This is a genomic window from Arthrobacter sp. MDT2-16 (assembly GCF_054510925.1).
This window is the reverse complement of the sequence record NZ_JBTNDP010000003.1, coordinates 291,684-316,961: the sequence shown is the minus strand read 5'-3', so window position 1 is coordinate 316,961 and position 25,278 is coordinate 291,684. Positions and strand designations below refer to the sequence as shown.

The following is a 25,278-nucleotide window of genomic DNA, read 5'->3' as shown; positions in this document are numbered from 1 at the left end:
CGCTTCTGACCCCACTCTGTGCCGTAGTGGACCCCAGCCCGATGCACATCATCATGAAAGCGAATCCTGCGGGTTCTGCTCCACCCAGTAACTGCACGAAAAACGTCATGCCCGCGACTATGAGCGCTATGACGAGGAGCTTAAGGAGTCTGAATCTCATCGGTCGGAACGATTCTCTTGATCTCGTGGAAGCAGGGGAAAGGCTACGGACGGGCTGTTGACGCTTGTGAGCGCCACTGCGTCCATCTGTGGACTGCAAAGAATGAGACGAAGGCTGGAAGGACTGAAACTGCGAACCCCTGGGACGCAACCAGGAGTGCGTAGAGGACCCAGAGCAGTATCGCAGTGACGATCCAGGTAATTAGTGCACGGGAAGTCACCGGGATCACATGTGACTCCAGCCCACCCTTCTTTCGCTCCTTTGCCTCATGCCAGGCCGCTAACCTCAGGGGAACCAGAATGATGAGGGACAGGATGAGGCCGGCAATTGAAGACGCTGAACCGGACAAACCGAGGATCTGTAGGAGGATGCGAGTCAGCGGGGCCACGAGAACGGCTGTCAGGATGATCTACACATAGAACCGCGTCTGTCATGGAAGTAGCTCTGCCCACGTTCGATTTCGATAGGCGTATCGTTTTTGCTCGGTCGTCCGTAGGCTCTATCACGCATTTCCTCTGACCCGTAGATGTGTGTGCTCGTCACAATCTAGTGCGGGACTTGTCTATAGGAACATCTCCCCGGCCGCCGCCATACACGCTGGCGCGATCACCGCAACCAGCCACGAGCTGCACCTACGGCGCAGTACCACCAGGCATCCTCGACAAGTGCGCCGCAGCTACCGTCGGGGCGGTGGGGCCGGCCAGACGACGATCAACAGCGTGGCAAACGGCCCTAACACCAGCGAGAGGAAGAACCACGCTAGCCGGGACCGATTCTTCTGCTCCGCCAGACCAGCGTTGATCAGCGCCAACGCGAACCAGAAGACGCCGCCCTCCGGGCCGGCAACAGTGCTGACCGAGTCGGAGTACGTCGTGACCGGCCCTGAGTAGTCGGTCATTGCGAGTCGGACCGCGGATCAGTACCAGAGGACGGCGAGACGCTGGCGTAGTAGGACCGCATCCCGTGCTTCACCCCAAACCGGATGATCCCGTACAGGACCAAAGCCACTAGTCCCCACAGCACCGCGAAGATCAGGAGCACAAAGATCGGATAGAACCCCGGATCGAGTGGATTGTTGCCCATTGCTTCCCCCGTACCTAGAACAAATAGTCGATGCAATGAGCGTACTGGGGAGCCAGCACCAGCCAGTAGGCCGCACCCGCAACTGACAGGGCCGGCCCGTACAGTGACATCCAAGCCACCAACCAGGAAGAGGCACCTATGGGACCCATGGCTTACATCGCGCAACCGGCCTCGAGCATCACTATGACGAAGCCGTTCAGCGAGAGCCTGAGCCTTCACGCACCTAAGCTCGCAACCCCACCGCCGAGGACCTGCTTGAAGACCGTCTGAAGGCTGAGCCCGTCACGTTCTCCCACCCAGTGCGCGTGAACCTCACCTGGACGCCGGCAGCGGACAAGGATCTCTTCGGGTAGATACGCCCCGAGGAACATCAAGCCCATTGAGGCGGTACAGCCACCGGTTGTGCCGCCCTTTTTCATGCCATAGTGCTCACGCGACGAGCCGGTCGGCCAGCTACTCCTCCATAGTGTCGATCACCGCACGCTTACAGCGATAGTCGATGACGGAACGGATTAGGAACGCAGACGCAGCCAAAACCATGGCGAGGATCGACGCGGGCCCCCACCCTGCAGGCAACCGCTCGGCGACAATCGTCACGCCGATCCCGAAAACGAGCGAGGCCCCGAATAGGTAGCGACTCAAGACAGTCATACCCAGTGGTGGTGTCTGTGCTTGTTCGTTCGTCCCCATAGTCATGGTCACAACTCTACGGAGGTGTTGCGGCCGGCGGCCGCGGTGTCTCACCCGTCGTGCTTCCCTGGTTTCCGATGACGCTCCACCCAGGGGAATGGTCCTCTCGCCTCGCTCCGGCCTGGTGAGGTCCGGACGCTCCTTCGTCGCACCCGACCCTGGCCATGCTCTTATAGTCGTCAAATCGGACGGACAGTTAGGTTACATCCCTGGGAAGAGGGGCCGGGGAGTGGATTCAGTTTCGGCGCCGTCTTGAGGGCATCCACCATGGCGCCGCAGGCTCGGGCCGTGAAGGAATGGGAGGAATTGGGGTCCTGCGGATCTCCAGGCGCTCCATCTCGTCGAAAGGTATTCGGCCGTGCCACGTCGTGGCGTCGAGACGCGCCAGGTCGCGCAAGGATTCAAGGGCAGATGTGGTCCCGGCGGGACCATGGCTGAGGTAGCCCCCGATGAGTCGGGTGGAGGGGGTGTAGTCGAGGCCTCCCAGTTCGAGTCCGCGCCATCGTGCGGTTGCGACGCAGGAGAAGGTTTCGTCGGTGTCGCACTGTTTGACGACCCGGGTCCATTCTGAGAAGACCGGGTTGAATGGGTGGGGTGCGTTAGACCATTCCGGCCCGGGGTTGTCGGTGTCCCGGGCGATCAGGGTCACGTCATCGTCCAGTCGACCGTTGCTCTGGAATGCGCCGATCCTGCAGGCGAAGAGCACGCCCTGGAATCGGGCGAATCGTCCGTGCAGTGGCAGGCCTCCCGGAAGAAAAGGTTCCGGGGAAAGACTCGGCGGCTGGCGGCTCATGTGCCCATCCTTCCATCGGCGGCGGCGGCGGCAGCGGCGTCGTCGGCTGGGCGATCACGGGAATCGACCCCGAAGCTCCGATCCTCTTTCACCGGATTACCCAGCCGGGCGGCTCTTGATCGGCGCGGGCCTGGTTTGGACGGTGGTGCCGCGCAGGGCGTAGCCCACGCCGGCGGACACGCACAGGGTCACAGCTCCCAGACAGAGGATCTGAACCCATACGGGGTAGTGGATGGCGTTGTCCCAGACGAGGCTCAACGCACCGTAGCTGGCACTCACGCAGGCGGCGGCCGATAGGCCGGTTGCCCAGGCGATGATCGCGGTGCTCTTGGACTCGGTCAGCCATTCCATGATGAGACCCGGAATGACGCCGAGCAGGCACGAGAGCAGCAGGCCTCCGAAGACCACCATCAGGTACTCGTGCGCGCCGCCGCCACCCATGATTTCCTCGGTCATCCTGACCGTGACAGTGGGTACGAAGATACCCAGGTAGATGAAGTACTTCGCGCGGTCCCTCAGCACGGGAGTCCTAAACATCTGCTGTCCCCTGATCCCCAGTCACCTCCTGAGCCTACCCAGCGTTACCAGCCCCTGAGCGGTCCTGCGTCGCTTATCTTCCCCAGGAATTTCCCGCTCCTTGCCCTGCGGGTAGACATACCTCCGTCGGCCACAGCTCAGCAAGCTCCGCCAGCAGCCAAAACAACGGGGGAGGGGAAGCTGGCTGGCCACCAAACCCGCCTCTTCATCGGTCCATGCCAGCACCCAATTCCAGCCGCTTCTCAAGGCTGCCCTAGGAAGCAGCTTCGACGAGACACATACACGCATCTAGGCCTTCCACCCTGAACGGCTCACAACCAGAAGGGCCCAAGGGCGGGCGGCGATTCAGGATGGGGGCGCGATGAGGATGAGGAGTGACGGCAGTCCGAGGGACACGACAAGAAACCCGCCGATGTTCGCTCTGCCCTTCCAGTGGCCGATGTTGATCGTCAGCCCGTACCCGGTGCCTTCGCGTTTGGGCACCATGATCTGCGGATCATCGGGGTCGTTGAGGATCCCGCCCGGGAGCCACCGACTGTCCTCCTGCTCTTCTGCGTTGCTTGGCCGACATTGGCAGCAGCGGCTCGTCGTTTCATGTCGGACGAAACCATCCGGACATCACCATCGCGATCACGACCGCTGCGAGAATGCTCACCAGGACCGGCCACACAAAAAACGCCTCTACTGGGTGCATCTGAGCTGCGGGAGCGAGGCCCCTGACCGCAGTGGGCCTAGAACAGCGGCCAGGGCACCGCGGGCATCTCACCTCGAGGGCCCGGGAACCGCGCGGTCGCGCGCAGGGCGGCACAGCGCGCGGCGAGTGAGGAGATCTCCCCGGCAGTGAGCAACTCCGCCAGGTACCGGCCCAGCTCACCCCGCAGCCCTTCGCGAACACGGTCGATGCCGTCGAGCTCCTCGGCGGTCAGCGCCTCACCCAGCCACCCCCACAGCACCGTGCGCAGCTTGTGATCGCTGTGGAAGGTGAGCCCGTGGTCTACGCCGAAGCGGTGCCCGTCCGCCATCTCGAGGATGTGGTCGCCCTTGCGGTCGGCATTGTTGACGACCACGTCGAACACCGCCATGCGCCTCAGCGCCGGCGTGTCCTCGTGGATGAGGGCGACGATCCGCCCGTTCTCGTCCTGCCCTTCGAGGACCTGCTTCCAGCCGGTCTCCGGGACGTCGTCCGCCGCGACCAGGTCCGCGGCGTCCTGGTCGGGGTCCGTCTCCTGCCAGAGCTGCACCATTCCCTCACCGAACGGACCATCGCGCAGCCAGGTGCGCGGCACGATGTTCCAACCGAAGGCCTCCGACACCAGATAAGCGGCCACCTCCCGGTGGGCCAGGAAGCCGTCGGGAAAATCCCACAGCGGCTTCTCACCCTTGATCGGCTTGTACACGACCGCCGTGTCGCCGATGCTGCCCAGGAACGTGGCGTTCGACGCCGTCGTGATACGCCCGGTGAGCGTCAGCTCGGCGGTCACCAGGTCAGGCACCGGCATCAGACCTCGGGAAAGGTGCAGGTGTGCCCGTCGGCGTCTATGGGGTGCCCGCAGATGACGCAGATCGGACGCCCGGCACCCACGACCTCCCGGGTGCGCTTGGCGAAGGCTCGCGCGGTACCGACCGGCATCCGCACCCGCAGCACCTCGGAGGCGTCGTCGTCGTCATCGTCGGCGAGGAAGCCGTCGTCGTCGGCCTCGACCTCGGCGATCGGGTAGGCCTCGACGACGATCTGCGCCGTCGTCGGGTCCCACCCCAGGCTCATGACGCCGGTGCGGAACTGCTCCTCGACCGACTCGAGCTGGTCGTTGTCGACGAGTTCGATGGGCGTGCTCGTGGGAACGCTGAAGGGGTTGCCCTCGAGGGTGACGAGCTGGTCCAGGATCTCGTCGATCTTCTCGGCGAGCTGGGCCGACTGCTGCTTCTCCAGGGCGATACTCACGATCTGCTTCCCTGCCCGTACCTGCAGGTAGAACGTGCGCTCCCCCGGAACGCCGATGGTGCCGATGACGACGCGGTCAGGCCAGGCGAACTCGTGAACAGTTGTAGGCATAGGTCTATTTTAGGGTCACGGGGTTGGCGGCGCCGTGTGCCCTGCGCCACCGCCCACCGGCGCATCGCCGACGGGGGCGCTGGCCGCCAGCCACGACAGGTCCCCGGCGTCGGTGTTGGTCGCGTGGACGGTCGGCCGGCCGGCACCGTAGCGCACGATCGACACGGAGGCGGGGCCGACGTCGATGCGCTGGAACAGGTCCAGGTGCATACCGAGCGCGTCGGCGAGGATCGACTTGATGATGTCCCCGTGGCTCACCGCCGCCCACACGGCCCCGGGCCCGTGCTCCGCTTCGAAGGCCACATCACGGCGTCGGATGGCTGCCACGGACCGGGCCTGCATCGCGGCCATGGACTCACCGCCGGGGAAGACGACGGCGGACGGTTGCGACTGCACCACCGACCACAGGGGTTCGGCTGCGAGATCCTTGAGCAGGCGGCCCTGCCACTGGCCGTAGTCGCACTCGGTGAGGTCGGCGTCGAGCGGCGCGTGCGGGGCGCCGGTCTGGCGGTCGAGGATGAACCGGGCGGTCTGCTGGCACCGCTCGAGAGGGCTCGACACCACGCCGACGAGGGGCACGGCCGCGAGCCGGCCGCCGGTCACGGCCGCCTGGTCGCGGCCGATCTCGTCGAGGCTGACGCCGGGGGTCCGGCCGGCCAGGAGTCCGGAGGCGTTCGCTGTGGTGCGGCCGTGCCGCACGAGGATGACTATGGCCATCCACCCAGCCTAGCCATCCGCGACACCGGGGAATGACGGAGGATATCCCATGCGTTAGCATGGACGTATCAAGGGGAGTACTCCCGATTGCGATGGACCCGTCACTACGGATGCAGCGATGCATCCCGGGCCATCGGTCCCGGTTCCGGCCGGACGGAGGAGACCTTGGCGCCTATGTCCGACGCCTACCCCTGGGAGCCCCCTCATGCAGGTCACACCCCTGATCTGGTTCATCACCCTTGCCGTGACGGTCCTCTTCTTCGTCTACGAGTTCTTCGTGCACGTGCGCAAACCCCATGAACCGACCATCGGCGAATCCGCCCGCTGGTCCGCCTTCTACATCGGTCTCGCCCTGCTGTTCGGCGTGGGCATAGGAGTGGTGTCGGGCTGGGACTTCGGCGGCGAGTACTTCGCCGGCTACCTGACCGAGAAGGCCCTGTCGATCGACAACCTCTTCGTGTTCCTCATCGTGATGACCGGCTTCGCGGTGCCGAAGAAGTACCAGCAGAAGGTGCTGATGATCGGCATCATCATCGCCCTGATCCTCCGCGGCGGGTTCATCGCCATCGGGGCGAGCCTGATCGAGAACTTTTCCTGGATCTTCTACATCTTCGGCGCCCTGCTGCTCGTCCTCGCCTACCGCCAGGCCTTCAGCAGCCACGAGTCCAACCCCGCCAACGGCAAGTTCATGCAGCTCGTCCGCCGCGTGCTGCCCGTCACCGACGAGTACCACGAGGCCAAACTCACGGTGAAGAAGGACGGCACGCGCTACGCCACCCCGATGCTGCTGACCATCATCGCGATCGGCTTCGTGGACCTCATCTTCGCCGTCGACTCCATCCCCGCGATCTACGGCCTGACGAACGAGGCGTACATCGTCTTCACGGCCAACGCCTTCGCGCTCATGGGCCTGCGGCAGCTGTTCTTCCTCATCGGCGGACTGCTCGAGCGCCTGGTCTACCTGGCCCAGGGCCTCGCCGTCATCCTCGGGTTCATCGGCGTGAAGCTCGTCTTCCACGCGCTGCACGTCAACGAGCTGCCCTTCATCAACGGCGGGGAACCGCTGCTCTGGGTGCCCGAGATCCCCATCTGGTTCTCGCTGCTGTTCATCGCCGCCACCATCACCGTCGCCACCGTGGCGAGCCTGCTGAAGACCCGGGGCGACGGCGGCAGGAACCAGCGCGACCAGGTGCAGGGCGAGCAGGTGACCGCCGCGGGTCCTGACGGCGAAGATGCGGACCCCCAGGCCGACGACGACGCGAGCACCGGCGCGGCCGCACGCAAGTAGCTGAACGATCGGACGCTCCCGGCAGCTTTGGCTGCCGGGAGCGTCCGCCGTGGTCAGGGTGCCGGTGCCTCGTGACGACCTGGAAGCGAGACCAGGCGGCTGAGAGGACCGTCCTGCCCGGCCGCCCGAGGTGCGTTCGGCCGGCTGTAGGAGGCTGCTTCCTCGAACGACGCCCGCGGCGTCTCCAGGCCGCGTAGGCCGGCGGTGTCGCGCCCGAGCCAGACGTTGTTCCACCATCCCCACAGCACCCGCCACTTCCTCTCCCACGTGGGGATGGCGAGAACGTGGTAGCCGCGGTGCATGACCCACGCCGGGAAGCCCTTGACGACGATCGGTCCGGATTGGAAGACGCCCGATCCGAGGCCCAGGGTGGCGACCGCTCCGAGGTTGCGGTGGAAGTACTCATGCGCCTCACCGCCGTGCAGCGTGTCGCGGATGTTCCGGGCCAGGAGCTTGGCCTGTCGGATGGCGTGCTGGGCGTTGGGGACGGTGTAGCCGCCCACACCGCCCCCGGTCAGATCCGGGATGGCTGCGTTGTCGCCGGCTGTCCATGCGTCAGCAATCGGCTCGTCCGGGAAGCCGATGCGCAGGTCGGCGCGAGCGATGATGCGGCCCCGCTCGTCGACCGGCAGGTCGGTGTTCCTGGTGATCCGGGGGTTGGCGATGACACCTGCGGTCCAGACGAGCAGTCCGGCGTCGAGGGTCTCACCGGTGGACAGCGTGATCCGCCGGTCGGTCGCGGAGGTGACCTGTGTCGAGAGGTGGATGAAGGCCTGGCGGTCGGCGAGGTGCCGCAGGACCCAGCGGCTGGTCTTCTCGGAGACTTCCGGCAGGATCCGGCTGGTGGCCTCGATGAGGTGGAAGTGCGTCTCGGCGAGGGTCAACTCCGGGTACTTCTTCAGGGCGGCGGTCGCGAGGGCCCGGAGTTCGCCGAAGGCCTCGATGCCCGCATACCCGCCTCCCACGAACACCACGGTGAGGAGTCTCTCCCGTCCGGGACCGGGCGGCAGGGCGGCCGCTGCGTCGATGTTACGCAGCAGGGTGTCCCGGATGAGGACCGCCTCCTCGATGTTCTTCACCCCGATCGCCTGATCGGCGATGTCGGGGATGGGGAAGGTGCGAGTGACGGCACCGGCGGTGACGACGACGACATCGTAGGATTCCTGGCGGCTGTGTCCGTCGGAGAAGTGCAGTGTGGCCGTCCGGTGGGCGTGGTCGAGGTAGTCCACCCTCGCGGTGACCATGCGTGTCTTCTTCAGGTGTCGACGATGGACGATGACGCTGTGGCGGGCCTCGATGGAGCCGGCGAGCACTTCGGGAAGGAACGGCTGGTAGGTCATGTAGGGCAGCGGGTCCACGAGGGTGACCTGTGCTTCGCCGGGGTTCAGGTACTTCTCGAGCCTCCATGCGGTGTAGAAGCCGGCGTAACCGCCGCCGATGATGAGGATCCTGCGCATGATGCGCCTCCGATTTCTGTCTGATGTGCCGGCGCCTGGTGCGCCGTCCGGTTGCTGCGTCACCGATGCCGATGTCGGCGGATGTGCGTGTTCGGGCAGGGGGGGCGGTCGAGGGGCCGGGTCAGGGGATGACGCGGTAGCCACTGCTGATGGCGATCCGGTTGTACGCGTTGATGGCCATGACGATCCACGCCACCGCGGACATCTGTCCCGAGGTGAGGTGCGCGGCTGCCGAGGCGTACAGCCCCGAGTTGCGGTGTGCGTCCTGGATCCGGGTGAGGTACTCGGTCAGGGCGAGCGCGGAGCGTTCCTGCTCGGTGAAGTATTCGCTCTCGCGCCAGGCCGAGAGCACGCTCAGGCGGATGGGTGTCTCGCCCTTGGCGAGGGCGTCAGTGGCGTGGAGGCGGAGGCAGAACGCGCAGCCGTTGACCTGTGAGGCCCGTAGCTTCACGAGTTCGACGAGCACTGGTGACAGGCCCTCCTCGATGGCGGTCCTGTCGGCGAGCCTCGCGAGCGGCGCCAGTGCGCGGTACAGCTGGGGGTGTCGGCTACCGAGATCGGTGCGGGCGACGGCGGTTCTCGTGGTCATGACGTCCAGTCCTTCGGGTGGTGGTCCCAGCAGCGGTTGCTGGTGGAACCACCATCACGCCGGAGACCGGCGACGGACGAAGGAATGGGACGAAGTGGCATGGATCGTTCCACCGGGCGGCCTCGTGCGCCCCGGTCGGGTGCTGAGAGCCCTCAGCGCGTGCTCAGGTCCTCGCGCGGACAGCAGCCGCATACGCGGCCGAGGCCGTGCCGTCGATCGCGAAGCGGGTCAGGCTCCGGAGGAAGGCGCCGTCGATGTCCCGGCCCGTTGCGATGAGCCGGTGGTGGATGGATCCGTAGACGGCGTCGACGACGGTCACGAGGTCGACGTCGTGACGGATCTGGCCCCGGTGCTGACCGCGCCGGAGGATCGCGAGGAATCCCTGTCGGCGTTCGCGGATCAGCGTCTCCCGGAACTGCGCGGCGAAGTCCTCGCTGTGGATCGCCTCGGCGAGCAGATTCGCGACGGTGGATGCCGCGCCGCCCACCTTCAGGCAGTATGTGAGCGCCACCAGGTAGGCATGGAGGTCGCGCTCGGCGTCCCCGGTGTCCTCGACGTCGGTGAGGAGGTTGGTCTTGTAGGTGAAGGCCTCCAGCACCAGCAGCTGCCGGCTCGGCCAGTAGCGGTAGAGGGTCGATTTGCTGACGCCTGAGGAGCGGGCGACGGCGTCGATCGTCACGGCGTCGTAGGTCAGGCGGTCCACCAGGGTGCTGGCCGCCTTCAGTACCCGCGACCTCACCTCGGCCTCGTGTGAGGCGATCAGGGGGTGCGCCGGATCGGCGCCGCTGCGGGGTGCGGACCGAATGCTCCGCCGTCCGGGGGCTGCAGGCATCAGTCCACCGGATGCTCCGTCGATCGCTGTCATGGCAACTCCCGATCCTCGCCCGCGGGTCCTCGCAGTGGCGAGATTACACCCTGTACGTGAACCGGGAGAACGCATGATCGGCGCTCATCGCGGTGTGGGTCAGGTCCAGTAGAGGAGCTTGGCGGCCGGCAGGCGCCGCTCCAGCTCCTCCGTGAACCACCCGCGCATCTCGGTCATGGTCTGCTTCGGGTACACGTACTTCACGCCGCCGAACTTCGAGCGCTTCTGGCTGCGCAGGTCCTCGTCCATCTCGAGCTTGGTCCTCGGGTACCACCCGAGCAGCACCTCCTTGCTGGCGGGGGTGAAGCGGTGCGTGATGATCTCCGCCGTGAGATCGAGGTCCTCGATGCCGGCGACGGCCGCGGCGACGTCGTCGAGCAGTGCCCCGTACTGCTCCCGCCAGCCGGGAATGGGCATGATCGGGGCGATGGTCAGGCCCACCCGGTAGCCGGCGGTCGCCATCGCGCGGAGAGCGGCGAGGCGCGCGGGCATGCGCGCCGTGCCGCCCTCGAAGCGGTTGGCCACCTCGGCGGCGTTGACGGAGAAGCGGATGCGGGTACGGCGCCCGTGGTCGAGGGTCACGAGTTCACCGACGTCGTCGAACTTGGTGGTGAAGCGCAGCTGGACGTCGTTCCCGAACTCACCCGCGCCGACGCGGGAGATCGCAGCGGCGAGGGAGCCGGTGACGCTCTCGATGCCGAGGGGATCGGTGTAGCAGGACAGCTCGAACGTCGTCCCCTCGTCCCCTCGCTCGATGGTCCCGCGGGTGACGGACCCCCTGCCGGCGTGCGTGCGGATGCCGTCCAGGACGTCGTCGAGGTTGGCGTACGCGCGGGTCACCGGCGGGCCCTGCAGGGATCCGGCGAGATAGCAGTACTGGCAGTGGGCAGGGCACCCCTTGGCGAGGTCGATCCGCCAGTCGGCGCTCGGCGGGATCGGCTGCGGCTTGAGGGCACTGGGCGGAGCGACGACCACCGCGAGCGTGTTCTTCGCGGACGCGTACGTCTCGCGCTCGGTGGCGCCGCGGAGGCCCGTCAGGGCGTTCCCGGACAGGAACCGGATGTCGTCGACCCCGGCGCGCTCGCACCGACGGACGATCTCGGCGGTGTGCGGGAGTTCGGCTGCAGCCTGCGTGATCATCACGTGTTTAGGGATCCACAGGCGGGTAGGAGAGAGGGTGGTCAGGTCCAGTTCCTGGGCTGTCATCATTACCCTGTACAACACCGAGGACGGCGGGTCTGTTCCGTGGGAACCGACCCGCCGTCCCTGTTCCAGCGGCTGTTCGAGCTGCTGTTAGAGCGGCTGTCTAGCGGGTGACGACGACGTGCTCGTTGGGCACGCAGTGCGTCATGGTGAGGCCCTCGACGTTCCGCGGACCGTTGTTGCCCAGGTTCTTCAGGCGGGCCAGCTCGTCGTCGGACAGGGTCTGGCTGGCCAGCGGCGGCAGGTCCTTGACCTCGTCGAGACCGATACCCAGGCCCTCGCCCACGCGGGCTCCGAGCTCGTCGTCCACGAAGTAGAAGTGCCAGACCATGCGCTCCTGCACCGCGCGTGCCGCCTGCCCGATGAGCGTGACGAAGTTGCCCACGAGGTCGTCCTTCTCCCACTGCTCGAGCAGCTGGTAGCGCTGACCCGCCTGCAGGTAGTCGTTGGTGAGGGGGATGCGCTTGCGCGTCAGCCGCCCCTGGATCTCGGGACCCTGGTCGTCGTGCGTGGGGTACTCGCCCTCGCGGAGGCCGCCGGTGATGGAGGGCTCGTAGTTGACGTGGGGGTTCTGCCCGGGAGCGAGGTCCCTCGCGTAGGACATCTGCCCGCCGCTCTGGTTGGTGTGGACGGACGCGTTCTTCGCCGAGTTCACGGGCAGCTGCAAGTAGTTCGGGCCGACGCGGTAGCGCTGGGCGTCGCTGTAGCTGAAGGTCCGGCCCACGAGCATCTTGTCGTCCGAGAAGTCCAGTCCGTCCACGAGCACGCCCGTGCCGAAGGAGATCTGCTCGTTCTCGTTGTGGTGGTCCGAGACGTTGCGGTTCAGGGTCATGGTGCCCACGAGCTTGGGCTCGAAGTCCTGCTCGGGCCAGGTCTTCGTGTCGTCGAGCGGGTCGAAGTCGAGCTCCGGGTGGTCGCCGTCCTCCATGAGCTGCACGTACAGGTCCCACTTGGGGTAGTCGCCGCGCTCGATCGCTTCGAAGAGGTCCTTCGAGGCGTGGCCGAGGTCGGTCGCCTGGATGTTGGCGGCGTCCTCCTCGGTCAGGCTCTTGACGCCCTGCTGCGGCTGCCACGTGTACTTCACGAGCTTGGTGTCGCCGTCGGCGTTGACCCACTTGTAGGTGTTGACGCCGAAGCCCTGCATGTGGCGGTAGTCCGCCGGGATGCCGCGCGGGCTGAAGAGGTTGACGAGCATGTGCATCGACTCGGGGGTCTGCGACATGAAGTCGAAGATGCGCGCGGGCTCCTGCCGGAACGTGATGGGGTCCGGCTTCAGGGAGTGGATGACGTCGGGGAACTTGATGGCGTCGCGGATGAAGAACACGGCGAGGTTGTTGCCCACCAGGTCCCAGTTGCCGTCCTCCGTGTAGAACTTGACGGCGAAGCCGCGGGGATCCCTGGCGGCCTCGGACGAGTCACGGCCGCCGATGACGGAGGAGAAGCGGATGGCGACGTCGGTCTTCTTGCCGGGCTCGGAGAACAGCTTGGCCCGGGTGTAGGTGGCGATCGGCTCGTCGCCGACCATGCCCGTGGCCTCGAAATCGCCGTAGGCCACGAATCCGCGGGCGTGGACGACGCGCTCCGGGATGCGCTCGCGGTCGAAGTGGGTGATCTTCTCGAGGAACTGGTAGTTCTCGAGGGTCGCCGGGCCGCGGGCCCCGACCGTACGGGAGTTCTGATTGTCGTAGACCTGGTGGCCCTGGCGGTTGGTCAGGACGGGACGGTCGTCCCCTTCGGCGGGCGGCTGGCTGGCGACATCGGTCATTCGGTGCTCCTCACAACGGACTCTCAACAACGGTTTGTTTTGAGTAGTTCAAAACAAACGGTACAGTGTTATCCATGCCCACCGCACCTTCTTCCCTCTCCGACACGGATCTGCTCCGGCAGATGATCCGTGCATCGGGGCTGAAGGTGACAGCGCCCCGGGTCGCTGTGCTGCGCGCCCTGCAGCAGCTTCCGCACTCGAGCGCCGAGCGCGTGTTCGACGGCGTGAAGGACGAGCTCTCGAGCACGTCCCCACAGGCCGTCTACGGAATCCTCGCGGCGTTCACGGGCGCCGGGCTGGTCCGCCGGTTCGACCCTCCGGGGTCACCGGCCCTGTTCGAGTGCAGGGTGGGGGACAACCACCACCATCTTGTCTGCATTCGGTGCGCGACCGTCCGGGACGTCGACTGCGTGATCGGGCAGGCACCCTGCCTGGAACCATCGGACGATTCCGGCTTCACCATCTTCGCCGCCGAAGTGACGTTCAACGGCCTGTGCGAGCAATGCCGCACGGCCGCGTCCACCGACGACGACTAAATCCATACCACCCAGGCGTCGACCCATCAGGGTCCGGCGCCTCCCTTCCGGGCATACATTCTCGCGTCCTCATGCCGTCATGCCCGGATCTACCGACAAGGAAGACATCATGACCCTCATCGATTCCACCCGCACCGACATCCGCCCTACCTCCGGCAGCAGCATGGTGCCCGTCCCCTCCGCAGGGAGCTACGTCACGACGGCGCGCAGGACGCCGCGGAACGAGGCGACGACGGGCACCTACACCTCGCGCAGGCCCACCTCCGCCGCCTGCAGCGGCTACGTCACCACCGCGGCACCCCGCCCGGTATCCGGCGGCTCCTACACCTACATGGGCTAGCAGCCCATTCCGTCGCAAGTGGTGCACAAACCCTGCCCATGACGTTGACTGGACCCGTAGCCGGCAGGGCGCCGGCGCTTCGGAGGAGGCATCATGGCCACGTGGCTGATCACCGGCTGCTCGACGGGACTCGGACGCGCGCTCGCCGAGGCCGCCCTGCAGCGCGGGAACAACGTGGTGGTCACGGCCCGCGATGCCGCGACGGTGGAGGACCTCGCAGCCCCGTACCCTGATGCGGCGCTGGCCCTGTCCCTCGATGTCACCGACCCCGACCAGGTGCGCGCGGCGATCGCACGGGGGACCCAGGCGTTCGGCGGGATCGACGTGCTGGTGAACAACGCCGGGTACGGGTACCGCGCCGCCGTGGAGGAGGGCGACGACGGCGACGTGCGCACCCTGTTCGACACGCACTTCTTCGGCACCGTGGATGCGATCAAGGCCGTCCTGCCCCAGATGCGGTCCCGCCGCTCGGGCACCATCGTCAACCTGTCCTCCATCGGCGCGAGGATCACCCCCGCCGGTTCGGGGTACTACGCGGCCGTGAAGTCCGCGGTCGAGGGGCTCACCGGATCGCTGCGCAAGGAACTCGAACCCCTGGGTATCACGGCGATGGTGGTGGAACCCGGCGGGTTCAGGACGGACTTCTCCGGCCGGTCCCTCCAGCAGTCCCCGGAAGCCATCGACGATTACGCCGAGACCGCCGGCAAGCGCCGCAAGGAGAACGACACCAGCCACGGCACGCAGCCCGGCGACCCCGCCAAGGCAGCGGCAGCCATCATCACCGCGGTGGAATCCGACGACACCCCCGAGGTGCTCGTGCTCGGGGCGGACGCGACCTCCGCCCACACCGACGTCCTGCGGGCTCAGCTCGCCTCGCTCGAGGAATGGCGGGAGATCAGCGAGAGCACCGGGGTCGACACACATCAATCCGAGGAGACACCATGAAGGTCCTGATCACCGGCGCCCACGGGAAGGTCGGTCGCGCCACGACCCAGGCGATGATCGACGCGGGCCACGAGGTGCACGCCACTGATCTCACCCGACCGGGCTTCGAACGGAAGACCGGCGATGCGCCCCGGTACACGATGGCTGACCTCACCGACGCGGGGGAGGCCTACGCCGTGGTCCACGGCGCTGACGCCGTCGTGCATATCGCCGCGATCCCCGAACCGACGGGCAACCCGCCCCATGTGGTGTTCCAGACCAACATGATGGCCACCTTCAACGTCCTCGAAGCGGCCATCCGCTTCGGTGTGAAGCGCTTCGTCTACATCTCGAGTGAGACCGTCCCCGGGTTCTTCTTCCCCGAGCGCGACTTCCTGCCCGACTACGCGCCGGTGGACGAGGAGCACCCCATCCGCCCGCAGGACCCCTACGCCCTGTCCAAGCACTTCGGCGAGCAGCTCATGGACGCCGCGACCCGTCGGGCGGACATCCGGTGCATCTCCATCCGGCCCTGCTGGGTGCAGTTCGAGGGCAACTACGAGCACAACCTGGGCCCGCAGATCCGGGACGCCTCGGTGCTGAGCCCCAACCTGTGGAGCTACATCGACGTCTACGACCTGGCGGACGCCATCGTGCTCGCCACGGAATCGGACCTGCCGGGCCACGAGGTCTTCTACATCGCCTCCCCCGACAACGTGGGCGGCTACGACTTCGCCGAGATCCTCGCGAAGTACTACGGCGACCGGATCGAACTGCGCGAGCTGGACCGGACGGACGCCTCGGGTATCTCCAGCAAGAAGGCGCAGAGGATGCTCGGCTGGGAACCCAAGCGGTCCTGGCGCGACTACCTCGACGCGGAGGGGAAGACCCTCACCAGGTAGACCGCGAGCACGAGGCGCCCAGCAGCACGTCGCGCCGATCACGAGCTGTCTCCTCGAGCTGATCCGAGGGCGGTGCGGTAGCCGGTGGGGCTCGTCCCCATGCGGAGCTGACCGCCCGGGTTCTGCGCCGAGGGTGTTGTTCCGCCTCCCTCTCTGGGAGGCTGGGGCCATGATCGTCGATACAGCCCGGCGCCCCCGTTCCGAAGGCACTCCTCCGCGCTTCGCCGACCCGCGACGATTCGGGGCACTGATCGGGCTGGTGGGCGCCTGCGTGTTCGTCTTCTCCTACACCTCGGATTCCACCGGACCGGTGGCTATGGGCGCCCGCGTCCTGGTTCTCGCCGTGGTGGCGGCCACGCTTTGGTTCCTGTTCGTGGCTCCGCGTCCCCTGGGTCCGTTCGTCCCCGCCCGGGGATGGCAGATCGGCGTCTATGTCCTGTGCGTGATCGCCGAGTTCGCCGTCATCGCGGCCGGTTCCGGACTGCTCGAGGCTGCAGGAGTCGCGGAACTCCGGCCGGCGCTGATCGCCCTCGTGGTCGGGGTGCACTTCCTGCCCTTCGCGTGGGCCTTCAAGGAACGCATGTTCTACACGCTGGGCGGGACCCTGATGCTCCTCGGCGGTGCGGGCCTGCTCATCGGGACGTCGACGAGTGCACTGGTGGCCGCCGTCGCCTCCGGGGTGGCGATGGCATGCCTCGTCCTCGCCTACAGCCTCGGGGCCTTCGCGCCACGAACGCGAGCCTGACCGGTCAGGAGTCGGCGGCAACCTATCACTGGACGTGGCCCAGTCGGGCAATAAACCTCACCACATCGGACCTGCCCAATGCACTCGTGAGGTGGCATGATTGGCGCACCTGGGTGCGCTCGAAAAGACGGTTTCACGTTAGACGGGACTCTCATGCGCGCTCGAGGGAGACAAGTAGTCATCGCATTATCTTTCGCAGCCTGCCTCTCGGCTTGCTCGTTCGTCTCCGGCGATGGGGAAACGCCTCCCTCCACTGCCTCGTCAGCAACGACAGCTACCGGAGCCCCCGACCCCTCTGTCAGTGCCGCCTCCGGATCTGCTACTGCGTCAACCACACCTACCGCGTCTACTTCGGCTGCTTCCCCAAGCAGTACTTCTACGGCAGGTACGGATCAGCACCATAGCAATGCCGACGCGGTTCGGGAGAGCTTGTACCTGGACGAGTGGGTCAAGAGCATCGCGAGGGCTTTTGACGGTATGGCGGCTAGCCTCTACACGGACTCTGGCCCAGGAGGGGGTCGCTTCTCCAGTCTCGAGGATGCCTTCGCCTATATGGAGGGATTCACGGTGCCCGCCGGGTTCGAGGTGTCGTACGAGACGATGGTAGAAGGAACCTACGTCGTGGCCGTTTGGCACCCTCAAGCATGGACGTATCAGACCGAAATTACGGCCTTCACCAGCCGGAAAGGTCCTTCGACCCCGACCTCAACGTTGGTACCGTTTCGCGAGAACCCTGAAACAGCGGTCGACACAGCCACAGCGGAGGCCCTCTGGGAGGTACTTATTCGGGTCCATTCCTCCCCCTCAGGGGGTAATGGGCCCACGGACGACCAACTCCGTCAGGAGGGAGTCCTGCTCGACGGACAGCAGTGGTCCATCGAATACAACCCGGCGGATGCTACTCATTTCATACTCCGAGTGTGGAACGAAGCCGGCTATCTCTTCGATTCGAAGGAGCACGCAGCTTACTTCGACTCCTACGCGAGGAACGACTATCGTCCCGAAGCCAACTTCGCGATCGACCGGTTCTGGAACCCTGTGACGGCTCCGGGCGCATCTGGTGACCCCGATCGTCTGACTGCACCAGCCCACTCCTCGACTGTTCCACCTCCCACCCCTACAGAAGGGGCCGGGAGGTGATTCTGCTGATCTGCGTGCATGGTGCCATCTCCGCTCACGCCAGCTTGTAGATCATGGTCGGTCACCAGGCACTCGCGTTCCCCCTGCCGGATCCGAATCCTTGCGGCAAGAGACTGACCGGTCAGGAGCCCGACTTCTGCTCGACGATCCTCAGCACCGCCGCGTCGTCGAGCTTCTGCCACGGCGAGGCGTCCGAGCCCTGCTCCGCCGCCTCCGGGCTGTCGCTCTGGCTCCACCACTTCGCCTCGAAGACGCGGCCGTCCACCAGGATCCTGTCGCCCCTCTCGTACACCGCCTTCGGATCCCACGCGGGGAACAGGCCGGCCGGTGCGGTGACCGCCGGGACGGGGCGCTCGTTCGGGAGCACCGGACCCAGCAGCGTCCACGGGGTCTCCTCCGCCTGCAGCACGGGATCGTCCGGCAGGTCGCCCTGCGTCCAGTACTTCGCCGTGTACACGTTGCCGTGCCACACCACGCGGTCGTCCTCGCGGTACGTGCCGACATCGGACCAGATGGGGTAGGGGCTCGTCTCGGGATCGTCCTCGACCAGGGCGGCGGGTGACTCCTCGACCACGGGTTCCTCGGCGAGGGTCGAGGCCCGGCCCTCGAAGTCGGCGCCGAGGAGCGCGGCGAAGGACAGGCCCTCCTGGTCGATCCCGCTGCACGAGTCCGAGACCACGGTGGTGTCCGCGTAGTTCTCGCTGCACGTGGCATCGCGGTTCAGCGACCACATGGACATCCGGCCCGCCCCGCGCTCGATGGCGAAGGTGTTGAAGGCCTTGGCGTCGTCGAGCGTGAAGACCTCGCCCTTGACGTCGTTCTGCCCGATCATCGGCGTCAACCCGATCTTCCGCCAGGCCGCCTGCGGCCCGATGTCGATACCCGCCCGCTTGTACAGCACCTGCAGCTGGCGGTGGGTGGCGTCGGCGGCGTTCTGGGACGCCGTCAGCATGCTCGTGCCCTCGGGGCGGCTTCCGCCGTAGTCCATCGTCATGACGTTCACCCCGGCTAGGTCCACGCCTGCCTCGAGGAACTGCGCGACGGCGGCGGTTCCGTCCGTGGTCAGCCCGGAGGGCGCGACCGGCAGGGTCAGCCAGACGTTGAGCGGCGTGTCGCCACCGGCGCGTTCGGCCTGCAGGGCGGCGAGGGCTTCGGCGCGGCGCTTGCCCGCGGCGGTGTCCTTCAGGTTCTCGCCCTCGATGTCGAGGTCCACGGTCGAGAGCTTGTACCGGTCGATGACCTGTGCGTACGCGTCCTCCAGGTCCTCCGGATCCGTGCAGGCGGTGGCCAGCTCGTCGTTGAGGAGTCCGCCGAAGGACACGATGACCTCGCCGCCGTCCTGCGCGAGCCGTGCGACGCGACGGTCCAGGTCCAGCGCGGCCTCGGCCTCGTCGAGCCCGTAGAAGGTGCCCCAGGACGGCGTGCACGGCTCGGTCTTGGACGCCACGACGAAGGACAGCACCGCGCTGCCGCCGATCCCGGCCGCCGGGTCCTCGAACTCGTAGGACGGCGTAGCGGTGACGTCCACGTACCCCGCGAAGAACGCGCCCGTGCTCTCCGCGGCGCGGGCATCCTCCCAGCGGTCGAAGCCGGTCAGCCCGCCGACGGCGAGACCACCGACGACGACGGACAGGAGTGAGAGGCGGAGGACGGAGAGCTTCCGGCCGGGAAAGCGTGCAGACACATGGACCCCAGGAGAACAGCCTCGAACGAGGCGAAAGAGCGCACCCCAGGTGCGCGAGACGCTTGAAGCGTAAGGGAAATTATGGCCCACGTCATTCTTTCGCCTAACGCCGACGGCGAGCGATCCGACGGTAGACAGTGGCGCTGCATGTCGCGGGGGCGACGCCGTGTGTCCACCCGTCCGCTGAGTGCAGAGGTAGCCATGTCCAGACACAGCGATGCCACCGCGTCCGCCACGCCCCGCCGATGGGCACGTGCCCGGAGCGGCTCAGCCGCGGGCACCCGGGCGACTGCTGCGCCGTCGTCGGATGCTGCCGAAACGGTCCGCGAGCAGGTGGCCGTGGCTGCCACGGTCACCGCGCCGGCCCGGCGGCGGCAGTGGGGTGCCGAGCGGCGCTCCGAGCCGCTGTCGATCGTGCACCCCACGCCGTCGTCGCGGAAGATCGCCCTTGGCCGGATCGGTATCGCGGTGACGGTGCTGGCCTGGCTCACGTACATCGTCACGACGATCCTGCGGCAGTTCGCCAACAACCCGGACGCAGGGTTCCGGTTCCAGATCGAGGCGGCGTCGTACCTGATCGTCGTCACCTTTTTGACGTTCTCCGCGCTGATGTACCTGCTGGCGCGGCAGGGTGCGCTGTACCGGTTCCGGGACCACCGGCGCGTGCCGCGCGGCGAGCTGGACCGCCACTTCGCGCACCACGAGGAGGGCATCACCGTGCTGGTGCCCTCCTACGCCGAGGAGCCCGCCGTCGTGCGTGCCACGCTCTGGTCCGCGGCGCTGCAGGAGTTCCCGAACATCCGCGTGGTGCTCCTCCTCGACGATCCGCCACACCCCACGGATCCCGTGATCCGGCAGCGGCTCGACGCCACGCGGGCGCTGTCCTTCGAGATCGAGTCGGCCCTCCTCGAACCGTCCACGCGGGCCACCGCTGCGCTGGCCGCATTCGAGGCGGACCTCGCCGCACGTGGCGCCGACGCCCCGCCGTCGTGCGACGACCTGCCTCCGCTCATCGCGGCGTACGAGTCCGCCGCCCTGTGGCTCGAGGACATGGCCGACGCCGAGACGGTTGAGGACCACGTGGACGAGTTCTTCGTGGACCTCGTGATCATGGGACTCGCGCGCGAGCTCCGCCTGACCATGTACGCGCTCGACGCCGCACTGGTGCAGGAGCAGTGCCCGCGGCCCGATCGTATCCGCGAGCAGTACCTGCGGCTCGTGCGGATCTTCAACACGCGGCTCGAGACGTTCGAGCGGAAGGCCTACGCGTCCCTCTCGCACGAGGCGAACAAGGCCATGAACCTCAACGCCTACATCTCGCTCATGGGCCAGCGGTGGCGGAAGGAGGAGGTGGCCACCGGCATGGTGCTGCGTCCGCTCGCGGACGGGGAGGAGCCGGAGGGCGACGACGTCCTGGACGTGCCCGACTCCACCTATCTGCTCACGCTCGACGCCGACTCCCTGCTGCTGCGCGACTACTGCGTGCGGCTGGTGTACCTGCTGGAATCGCCCGGCAACGAGCGGATCGCCGTCACGCAGACCCCGTACTCGTCCTTCCGGGGTGCGCCCACGCGCATCGAGCGGGTGGCGGGCGCGACGACGGACATCCAGCACATCCTGCATCAGGGCAAGTCCTACTACGGGGCCACCTTCTGGGTGGGCGCCAACGCCGTCATCCGGAAGCGGGCGGTGGAGGACATCGTGGAGGTCGAGAACGTGGGCGGCTTCGAGATCAAGACCTACATCCAGGACCGCACGGTCATCGAGGACACCGAGTCCAGCGTGGACCTCGGCACCCACGGGTGGACTCTCATGAACTACCCCGAGCGCCTCAGCTACAGCGCCACCCCGCCGGACTTCGGGTCCCTCGTGGTCCAGCGCCGGCGCTGGGCGAACGGCGGGCTGCTGATCCTGCCGAAGCTGTGGAACCAGCTACGACGACGCCGTCACCTCCGCGAGCAGGTGCTCGCCCGCGAGGTGCTGCTGCGCGTGAACTACATGGCGTCGATCGCGTGGGCGAGCTTCGGGCTGCTGTTCCTGCTGGCGTATCCGTACGACAGCCGGCTGCTGAGCCCCGTCGTGTTCCTCGCCGCAGCCCCGTACTTCCTGGCGATGGGCAGCGACCTGCGGGACTGCGGGCACCGCTTCTCGGACATCTTCCGGATCTACGGCTTCAATCTGGTGCTGCTGCCGGTCAATCTCGCCGGGGTGCTGAAGTCCATCCAGCAGGCGTTCACGGGGGAGAAAATCCCCTTCGTGCGCACGCCGAAGGTCAAGGACCGCACCGCGGCGCCGGGTCTCTACGTGGTGATCCCGTACGCCATCGTGGCGTTCTCGCTGCTCACGCTCGCCCGGGACGTGATGGAGAGGAACTGGGGCAACGCCGTCTTCGCCGCCCTGAACGCCGTCCTGGCCGCCGGTGCCATCCGCGCCTACATCGGGATCAAGAACTCGCTCGTGGACATGTGGCTCGGCGTCCTGAACTGGCTGTACGTGGCGCCGCGGGTGAAGAAGGTCGAGGAGTCGAAGGTCGTCCCGAAGACCGCCGCGGAGGCGGACTGGGAGTCGATCCTGTACCACGGCGACCGGCGCCTGAACCGGGACCTGCGCTCGGGCAATGACCGGCGCCGTCGGGCCGGTGTGCGGTAGGCAGGAGGATGACTGATCTGCGAGTGGCTGGTTGACTGGTTGCTCGCGAGGCGTCCCGGTCGGGGCCGCCGGATGATCGACCGAAAGCTGGTGCCGGCATGAGCCTCATCCCCTTCCGCGGGAACACACCCCGCGTGGACGAGACGGTGTTCGTCGCTGCGACGGCGACGCTGATCGGCGACGTGGTTCTGGGCGGACACTCGAGCGTCTTCTACGGCGCCACGGTCCGCGCGGACACCACACCCATCCGGGTGGGGGAAGGCACCAACCTGCAGGACAACGTCGTGGTCCACGCCGACCCCGGGTATCCGGCGGTCATCGGCGACCGGGTCAGCGTGGGACACGGCGCCGTGGTGCACGGCTGCACCATCGAGGACGACTGCCTCATCGGGATGAGCGCCACGGTCATGAACGGCGCGGTCATCGGGACGGGATCGCTGGTCGCAGCGGGAGCGGTGGTCCTCGAGGGCACAGTGGTCCCGCCGCGGTCGCTCGTTGCCGGCGTCCCCGCCAAGGTCCGCCGGGAGCTCACCGATGACGAGGTGGAGGGCGTGAAGGCGAACGCCGAGCAGTACAGGAGCCTGGCGCAGGAGCACCGGGCGGCGTCGACGACCTGACCGGGCAGTGGCCCTGCATCACACAGGAGCCCCGGTGACCTTCCGGGCCCGGGGCTCCCGTGTGGTGCGATGCGTCGGGCTGTCAGGCCACGCAGCCGCCGAGCGCTATCTGCCCGTCGATGGCCTTGATCTGCTTCTGAACATCGCTGAGCTGGCCCTGGAGGGCCTTTACCTTGGCTTCTTGTGCCGTGATGGCAGCTTTGTTCGCTTTCTTCTGTGCCTGGACATCGCGAAGGACCGTCTGGGCATCGGTGACCTGCTTGTCGAGGGTGGTCAGCTGTCCCTGCAGGCTCTTGAGCTGGGCCTCGGTGGCACTGATCTCACCGTTGAGGCTGTTCAGCTGGGCGAGGAGCGGAGTCACCCGGTCCCTCAGGGCGAGCACCTCGGACTCCTTGGCGGTGATCCGGGTGTTGAGTCCTGCAAGCGCCGCGGCCTGCTTGTCCATCTCGGCATTCAGCGTGCTGATCTCCCCCTGCTTGGTCACCACGGCCCGGGCTGCGCTGTCCGCGGCGGCCTGAAGCGTGGGCAGGCGATCCTGCAGTCCGGTCAGGTCGGCTGTCTTGGTCGCAACGGCTGCGGTGGCCGAGGCGAGCTGCGCCTCGGCATCGCTCAGGTCGGTCCTCAGGCCGCCGAGCACGTCCTTCTGGGCGGCGATGGCTGCCTCGGCCGCAGCGACGTCCCCGGTCAGGCGTGGCAGCTCGGACTCCAGATCTGCGACAACTTTGTCCTGTGCCGTCACGGCGTCACGGGCTGCAGTTGCTGCTGTTGTAAGAGTCGGCAGTCGCGCCTGGAGGGCCGTGACGGTGTCCTGCTGGGCGGCAACCGCGGTGTTCGCCTCGGTCAGGGCAGTCTGCAGCGCGGGCAGCTGTCCCTGCAGCGTCCTGACCTCCGACTCCTTGGTCAGCACGGAGGCGTTCGCCGCGGTCAACGCCACCTGCAGGGGTGCTGCTTCCTTCTGGAGGTTGCTGCTCTCGGTCTGCTTCGCCAGCAGTTCCGTATTGAGCGTGCTTACCTGGCCCTGGAGCGTGCTGAGATTGCCCTGCAGGCCGGAGATCTGCGTGTTCTTGTCCTTGATCTGCGTGTTGACCGTGGCGAGCTGGGCCTCCTTCGCTACGCGCTCGTCTTCGAGGTCCCGCTTGGTTTTGGAGTTGCCGTTGATTGCGTTGATCCGCGTCGAGAGTGAGGCGATCTCACCCTCGAGGGTCGTCTTCTGCTTCGCCATAGTGGCCAGCTCGCCCTCAGCAGTGCTGATGGCGCCCTGCTTGGCCGTGATCTCCGCGTTCTTGGCGGTGATATTGTTCTGCGCCTTTGAGATCTCGGCAGTGACCTCGGCCTGGCGGCTGCTGTTGCCGGCGACGGCGTCCGCAGCCTTGGCAGCGTCTGCGCTCAGGATCTTGAGTTCACCCTCGGCGCCGGTGATGGCCGCCCGCCGCGCCGTGAGGGCATCGGCGGCCTGCGTTGCGGCTCCCTCGAGTGCGAGGAGATCGGTCTGGGCTGCCGTGATGGCAGCCTGCTGGGCCGCAACGGCGTCTCCGGCCGTGGCCGCCTCGGTCTGAAGCGCGGTGAGCGAGCGTCCGGCAGCTTCGATCTCCTCCTGCTGGGCATCGAGAGCGGACTGCGCCGTGGTGCCGGCAGCGACGAGTTGCTTCAGGGTGGCCTCGGCGTCGGTCACTGCCTGCTGTGCTGCGCCGACAGCGGTCTCTGCTTCCTCCGCCGTCGTCGTGAGGGCCGCCAGCTCGCGCTGTGCCTGTGCGATGGCGTCCTTCTGCAGTGTCAGGTCGGCCGCTGTCCGCGTTGCGTCGGCTTCGAGGCCGGCCAGCTCGCCCGTTGCGAGGCGGAGCGCCTCCTGTGCGGCATCGACGTCGGCGGCAGCGGCGAGCGCCTGCTTCCGCAGCTCGTCCCCGTCGGCCTCAGCCGCGGTCAGCTCCGCCTGGAGCGGTGCGAGCACAGCTGCGACGTCCTTCTGCTGCGCCTGCAGGTTCGCGAGGTCCGAGGTGGCCGTCTCGATGGCCTTCGCGGTGCTCGCCTGCTGCTCGGTGACGGCAGCGAGCTCAGTCTGGGCGTTCTTCTCGGCGGCATCCAGCTGGGCGCTCTGGGTCTCGAGAGCGGCGATTGCCTTGGTGGCGTCGTCGATCTGCGTCGTGAGGGCGGCGGCATTCGCCTGCAGTACCGACCGCTCGGCCTGCAGCTTGGTGATGACATCCGCATTCTTGCGCGCCGCATTCCTGAGGAGGTTCTCCTGCACCGTGCCCCGATGCGCCGCCTGGTTCACCACGCCGTTGCACACCCCCGACGTCGGCCCTGATTGCGCGGATGCCTGCGGGGCGAAGACCAGGGCTCCACCGAGGATGCCCGGCAGGAGGACTGCGGTCGCGAGTCGGCGGGTGAGGGTGGATGTGGTGTTGCTGGTGCGCACGTAAGCTCCTGAAGGCTTTGGGGAGGCGTCATCGCCTCCCCAAAGGTAGGGGCGATAGTTCACACAGGAAACAGTGCTGTCTACGTGAGTATCGAAGGCAACTACTTGGACGCACGCTGCCGACT

Annotated in this window: 24 protein-coding genes; 9 read left to right on the top strand and 15 right to left on the bottom strand. The window is 66.9% G+C overall.

What is annotated here, in order from left to right; translation table 11 throughout:
- Positions 1-836 precede the first annotated feature (836 nt).
- The 8 genes from ACX80N_RS08080 to ACX80N_RS08045 all read right to left on the bottom strand — a co-directional run bounded on the left by ACX80N_RS08080 (position 837) and on the right by ACX80N_RS08045 (position 6,033).
- Positions 837-1,058: a hypothetical protein gene (locus tag ACX80N_RS08080; protein WP_459338970.1), complete on the bottom strand. Its 222-nt coding sequence runs from the start codon at positions 1,056-1,058 to the stop codon at positions 837-839.
- A gap of 638 nt (positions 1,059-1,696) precedes the next feature.
- Entirely contained in the window at positions 1,697-1,939 is a 243-nt protein-coding gene (locus ACX80N_RS08075; RefSeq protein WP_459338969.1) for a hypothetical protein, read from the bottom strand.
- 229 nt (positions 1,940-2,168) lie between these two features.
- On the bottom strand, positions 2,169-2,726 hold the full coding sequence (locus ACX80N_RS08070; RefSeq protein WP_459338968.1) for a hypothetical protein: 558 nt from the start codon (positions 2,724-2,726) through the stop codon (positions 2,169-2,171).
- Between the two features lie 96 nt (positions 2,727-2,822).
- A complete protein-coding gene (locus ACX80N_RS08065) occupies positions 2,823-3,263 on the bottom strand; it encodes a hypothetical protein (RefSeq protein ID WP_459338967.1) in 441 nt (146 codons plus the stop codon).
- A gap of 345 nt (positions 3,264-3,608) precedes the next feature.
- Positions 3,609-3,779: a DUF5808 domain-containing protein gene (locus ACX80N_RS08060; protein ID WP_459339045.1), complete on the bottom strand. Its 171-nt coding sequence runs from the start codon at positions 3,777-3,779 to the stop codon at positions 3,609-3,611.
- 215 nt (positions 3,780-3,994) lie between these two features.
- Entirely contained in the window at positions 3,995-4,762 is a 768-nt protein-coding gene (locus ACX80N_RS08055) for an SCO1664 family protein (protein WP_459338966.1), read from the bottom strand.
- A complete protein-coding gene (locus ACX80N_RS08050) occupies positions 4,762-5,316 on the bottom strand; it encodes a DUF3090 domain-containing protein (protein WP_459338965.1) in 555 nt (184 codons plus the stop codon). Before ACX80N_RS08050 ends, ACX80N_RS08055 begins: the two co-directional genes overlap by 1 nt.
- Positions 5,317-5,331: 15 nt before the next feature.
- On the bottom strand, positions 5,332-6,033 hold the full coding sequence (locus ACX80N_RS08045; RefSeq protein WP_459338964.1) for a histidine phosphatase family protein: 702 nt from the start codon (positions 6,031-6,033) through the stop codon (positions 5,332-5,334).
- A gap of 205 nt (positions 6,034-6,238) precedes the next feature.
- Here ACX80N_RS08045 and ACX80N_RS08040 point away from each other — a divergent pair, with 205 nt between their 5' ends.
- A complete protein-coding gene (locus ACX80N_RS08040) occupies positions 6,239-7,321 on the top strand; it encodes a TerC family protein (RefSeq protein WP_459338963.1) in 1,083 nt (360 codons plus the stop codon).
- Between the two features lie 53 nt (positions 7,322-7,374).
- Here the strand turns inward: ACX80N_RS08040 and ACX80N_RS08035 are convergent, their stop codons facing one another.
- From ACX80N_RS08035 to ACX80N_RS08015, 5 genes are all read right to left on the bottom strand, one after another.
- Complete coding sequence (locus ACX80N_RS08035; protein ID WP_459338962.1) at positions 7,375-8,778, bottom strand: NAD(P)/FAD-dependent oxidoreductase; 1,404 nt, start codon at positions 8,776-8,778, stop codon at positions 7,375-7,377.
- A 121-nt stretch (positions 8,779-8,899) separates the two neighbouring features.
- Positions 8,900-9,367, bottom strand: a complete 468-nt coding sequence (locus ACX80N_RS08030; protein WP_459338961.1) for a carboxymuconolactone decarboxylase family protein — start codon at positions 9,365-9,367, stop codon at positions 8,900-8,902.
- Between the two features lie 163 nt (positions 9,368-9,530).
- Positions 9,531-10,232 (bottom strand): TetR/AcrR family transcriptional regulator, encoded by a 702-nt coding sequence (locus ACX80N_RS08025; RefSeq protein WP_459338960.1) that lies wholly within the window; start codon positions 10,230-10,232, stop codon positions 9,531-9,533.
- 99 nt (positions 10,233-10,331) lie between these two features.
- Positions 10,332-11,438 carry a spore photoproduct lyase family protein gene (locus tag ACX80N_RS08020; protein WP_459338959.1) on the bottom strand — a complete coding sequence of 369 codons (1,107 nt, stop codon included), beginning with the start codon at positions 11,436-11,438 and terminating at the stop codon, positions 10,332-10,334.
- Positions 11,439-11,538: 100 nt separating this feature from the next.
- Positions 11,539-13,200 carry a catalase gene (locus tag ACX80N_RS08015; protein WP_459338958.1) on the bottom strand — a complete coding sequence of 554 codons (1,662 nt, stop codon included), beginning with the start codon at positions 13,198-13,200 and terminating at the stop codon, positions 11,539-11,541.
- A gap of 74 nt (positions 13,201-13,274) precedes the next feature.
- Between ACX80N_RS08015 and ACX80N_RS08010 the strand changes: the two genes are divergently transcribed.
- The 6 genes from ACX80N_RS08010 to ACX80N_RS07985 all read left to right on the top strand — a co-directional run bounded on the left by ACX80N_RS08010 (position 13,275) and on the right by ACX80N_RS07985 (position 17,787).
- Positions 13,275-13,736, top strand: a complete 462-nt coding sequence (locus tag ACX80N_RS08010; RefSeq protein ID WP_459338957.1) for a Fur family transcriptional regulator — start codon at positions 13,275-13,277, stop codon at positions 13,734-13,736.
- A gap of 109 nt (positions 13,737-13,845) precedes the next feature.
- Positions 13,846-14,076, top strand: coding sequence for a hypothetical protein (locus ACX80N_RS08005; RefSeq protein WP_105032416.1), 231 nt, complete (start codon positions 13,846-13,848; stop codon positions 14,074-14,076).
- Positions 14,077-14,169: 93 nt separating this feature from the next.
- Entirely contained in the window at positions 14,170-15,021 is an 852-nt protein-coding gene (locus tag ACX80N_RS08000; protein ID WP_459338956.1) for an oxidoreductase, read from the top strand.
- On the top strand, positions 15,018-15,902 hold the full coding sequence (locus ACX80N_RS07995; RefSeq protein ID WP_105032418.1) for an NAD-dependent epimerase/dehydratase family protein: 885 nt from the start codon (positions 15,018-15,020) through the stop codon (positions 15,900-15,902). Before ACX80N_RS08000 ends, ACX80N_RS07995 begins: the two co-directional genes overlap by 4 nt.
- A gap of 169 nt (positions 15,903-16,071) precedes the next feature.
- Positions 16,072-16,647 carry a DUF7010 family protein gene (locus tag ACX80N_RS07990; RefSeq protein ID WP_459338955.1) on the top strand — a complete coding sequence of 192 codons (576 nt, stop codon included), beginning with the start codon at positions 16,072-16,074 and terminating at the stop codon, positions 16,645-16,647.
- 429 nt (positions 16,648-17,076) lie between these two features.
- Positions 17,077-17,787, top strand: coding sequence for a hypothetical protein (locus tag ACX80N_RS07985; RefSeq protein ID WP_459338954.1), 711 nt, complete (start codon positions 17,077-17,079; stop codon positions 17,785-17,787).
- Between the two features lie 121 nt (positions 17,788-17,908).
- Here the strand turns inward: ACX80N_RS07985 and ACX80N_RS07980 are convergent, their stop codons facing one another.
- Complete coding sequence (locus ACX80N_RS07980; protein ID WP_459338953.1) at positions 17,909-19,471, bottom strand: chitinase; 1,563 nt, start codon at positions 19,469-19,471, stop codon at positions 17,909-17,911.
- A 201-nt stretch (positions 19,472-19,672) separates the two neighbouring features.
- Between ACX80N_RS07980 and ACX80N_RS07975 the strand changes: the two genes are divergently transcribed.
- Together ACX80N_RS07975 and ACX80N_RS07970 are read left to right on the top strand one after the other, a co-directional pair.
- On the top strand, positions 19,673-22,120 hold the full coding sequence (locus ACX80N_RS07975) for a glycosyltransferase family 2 protein (protein WP_459338952.1): 2,448 nt from the start codon (positions 19,673-19,675) through the stop codon (positions 22,118-22,120).
- A gap of 98 nt (positions 22,121-22,218) precedes the next feature.
- Entirely contained in the window at positions 22,219-22,737 is a 519-nt protein-coding gene (locus ACX80N_RS07970; RefSeq protein WP_105032422.1) for a gamma carbonic anhydrase family protein, read from the top strand.
- Positions 22,738-22,819: 82 nt separating this feature from the next.
- Here the strand turns inward: ACX80N_RS07970 and ACX80N_RS07965 are convergent, their stop codons facing one another.
- Positions 22,820-25,153 (bottom strand): coiled-coil domain-containing protein, encoded by a 2,334-nt coding sequence (locus ACX80N_RS07965; RefSeq protein ID WP_459338951.1) that lies wholly within the window; start codon positions 25,151-25,153, stop codon positions 22,820-22,822.
- Positions 25,154-25,278: the final 125 nt, after the last annotated feature.

What these genes read in the sequence shown, in the direction of transcription:
- ACX80N_RS08000 (WP_459338956.1), top strand. Translation starts at nt 14,170, where the DNA reads ATGGCCACGTGGCTGATCACCGGCTGCTCGACGGGACTCGGACGCGCG.
- ACX80N_RS07975 (WP_459338952.1), top strand. Translation starts at nt 19,673, where the DNA reads ATGTCCAGACACAGCGATGCCACCGCGTCCGCCACGCCCCGCCGATGG.
- ACX80N_RS08075 (WP_459338969.1), bottom strand. Translation starts at nt 1,939, where the DNA reads ATGACTATGGGGACGAACGAACAAGCACAGACACCACCACTGGGTATG.
- ACX80N_RS08015 (WP_459338958.1), bottom strand. Translation starts at nt 13,200, where the DNA reads ATGACCGATGTCGCCAGCCAGCCGCCCGCCGAAGGGGACGACCGTCCC.
- ACX80N_RS08055 (WP_459338966.1), bottom strand. Translation starts at nt 4,762, where the DNA reads ATGCCGGTGCCTGACCTGGTGACCGCCGAGCTGACGCTCACCGGGCGT.
- ACX80N_RS08010 (WP_459338957.1), top strand. Translation starts at nt 13,275, where the DNA reads ATGCCCACCGCACCTTCTTCCCTCTCCGACACGGATCTGCTCCGGCAG.
- ACX80N_RS08020 (WP_459338959.1), bottom strand. Translation starts at nt 11,438, where the DNA reads ATGACAGCCCAGGAACTGGACCTGACCACCCTCTCTCCTACCCGCCTG.
- ACX80N_RS08050 (WP_459338965.1), bottom strand. Translation starts at nt 5,316, where the DNA reads ATGCCTACAACTGTTCACGAGTTCGCCTGGCCTGACCGCGTCGTCATC.
- ACX80N_RS08035 (WP_459338962.1), bottom strand. Translation starts at nt 8,778, where the DNA reads ATGCGCAGGATCCTCATCATCGGCGGCGGTTACGCCGGCTTCTACACC.
- ACX80N_RS07995 (WP_105032418.1), top strand. Translation starts at nt 15,018, where the DNA reads ATGAAGGTCCTGATCACCGGCGCCCACGGGAAGGTCGGTCGCGCCACG.
- ACX80N_RS08040 (WP_459338963.1), top strand. Translation starts at nt 6,239, where the DNA reads ATGCAGGTCACACCCCTGATCTGGTTCATCACCCTTGCCGTGACGGTC.
- ACX80N_RS08030 (WP_459338961.1), bottom strand. Translation starts at nt 9,367, where the DNA reads ATGACCACGAGAACCGCCGTCGCCCGCACCGATCTCGGTAGCCGACAC.
- ACX80N_RS08005 (WP_105032416.1), top strand. Translation starts at nt 13,846, where the DNA reads ATGACCCTCATCGATTCCACCCGCACCGACATCCGCCCTACCTCCGGC.
- ACX80N_RS08070 (WP_459338968.1), bottom strand. Translation starts at nt 2,726, where the DNA reads ATGAGCCGCCAGCCGCCGAGTCTTTCCCCGGAACCTTTTCTTCCGGGA.
- ACX80N_RS07990 (WP_459338955.1), top strand. Translation starts at nt 16,072, where the DNA reads ATGATCGTCGATACAGCCCGGCGCCCCCGTTCCGAAGGCACTCCTCCG.
- ACX80N_RS08025 (WP_459338960.1), bottom strand. Translation starts at nt 10,232, where the DNA reads ATGACAGCGATCGACGGAGCATCCGGTGGACTGATGCCTGCAGCCCCC.
- ACX80N_RS07970 (WP_105032422.1), top strand. Translation starts at nt 22,219, where the DNA reads ATGAGCCTCATCCCCTTCCGCGGGAACACACCCCGCGTGGACGAGACG.
- ACX80N_RS08065 (WP_459338967.1), bottom strand. Translation starts at nt 3,263, where the DNA reads ATGTTTAGGACTCCCGTGCTGAGGGACCGCGCGAAGTACTTCATCTAC.
- ACX80N_RS08045 (WP_459338964.1), bottom strand. Translation starts at nt 6,033, where the DNA reads ATGGCCATAGTCATCCTCGTGCGGCACGGCCGCACCACAGCGAACGCC.
- ACX80N_RS08080 (WP_459338970.1), bottom strand. Translation starts at nt 1,058, where the DNA reads ATGACCGACTACTCAGGGCCGGTCACGACGTACTCCGACTCGGTCAGC.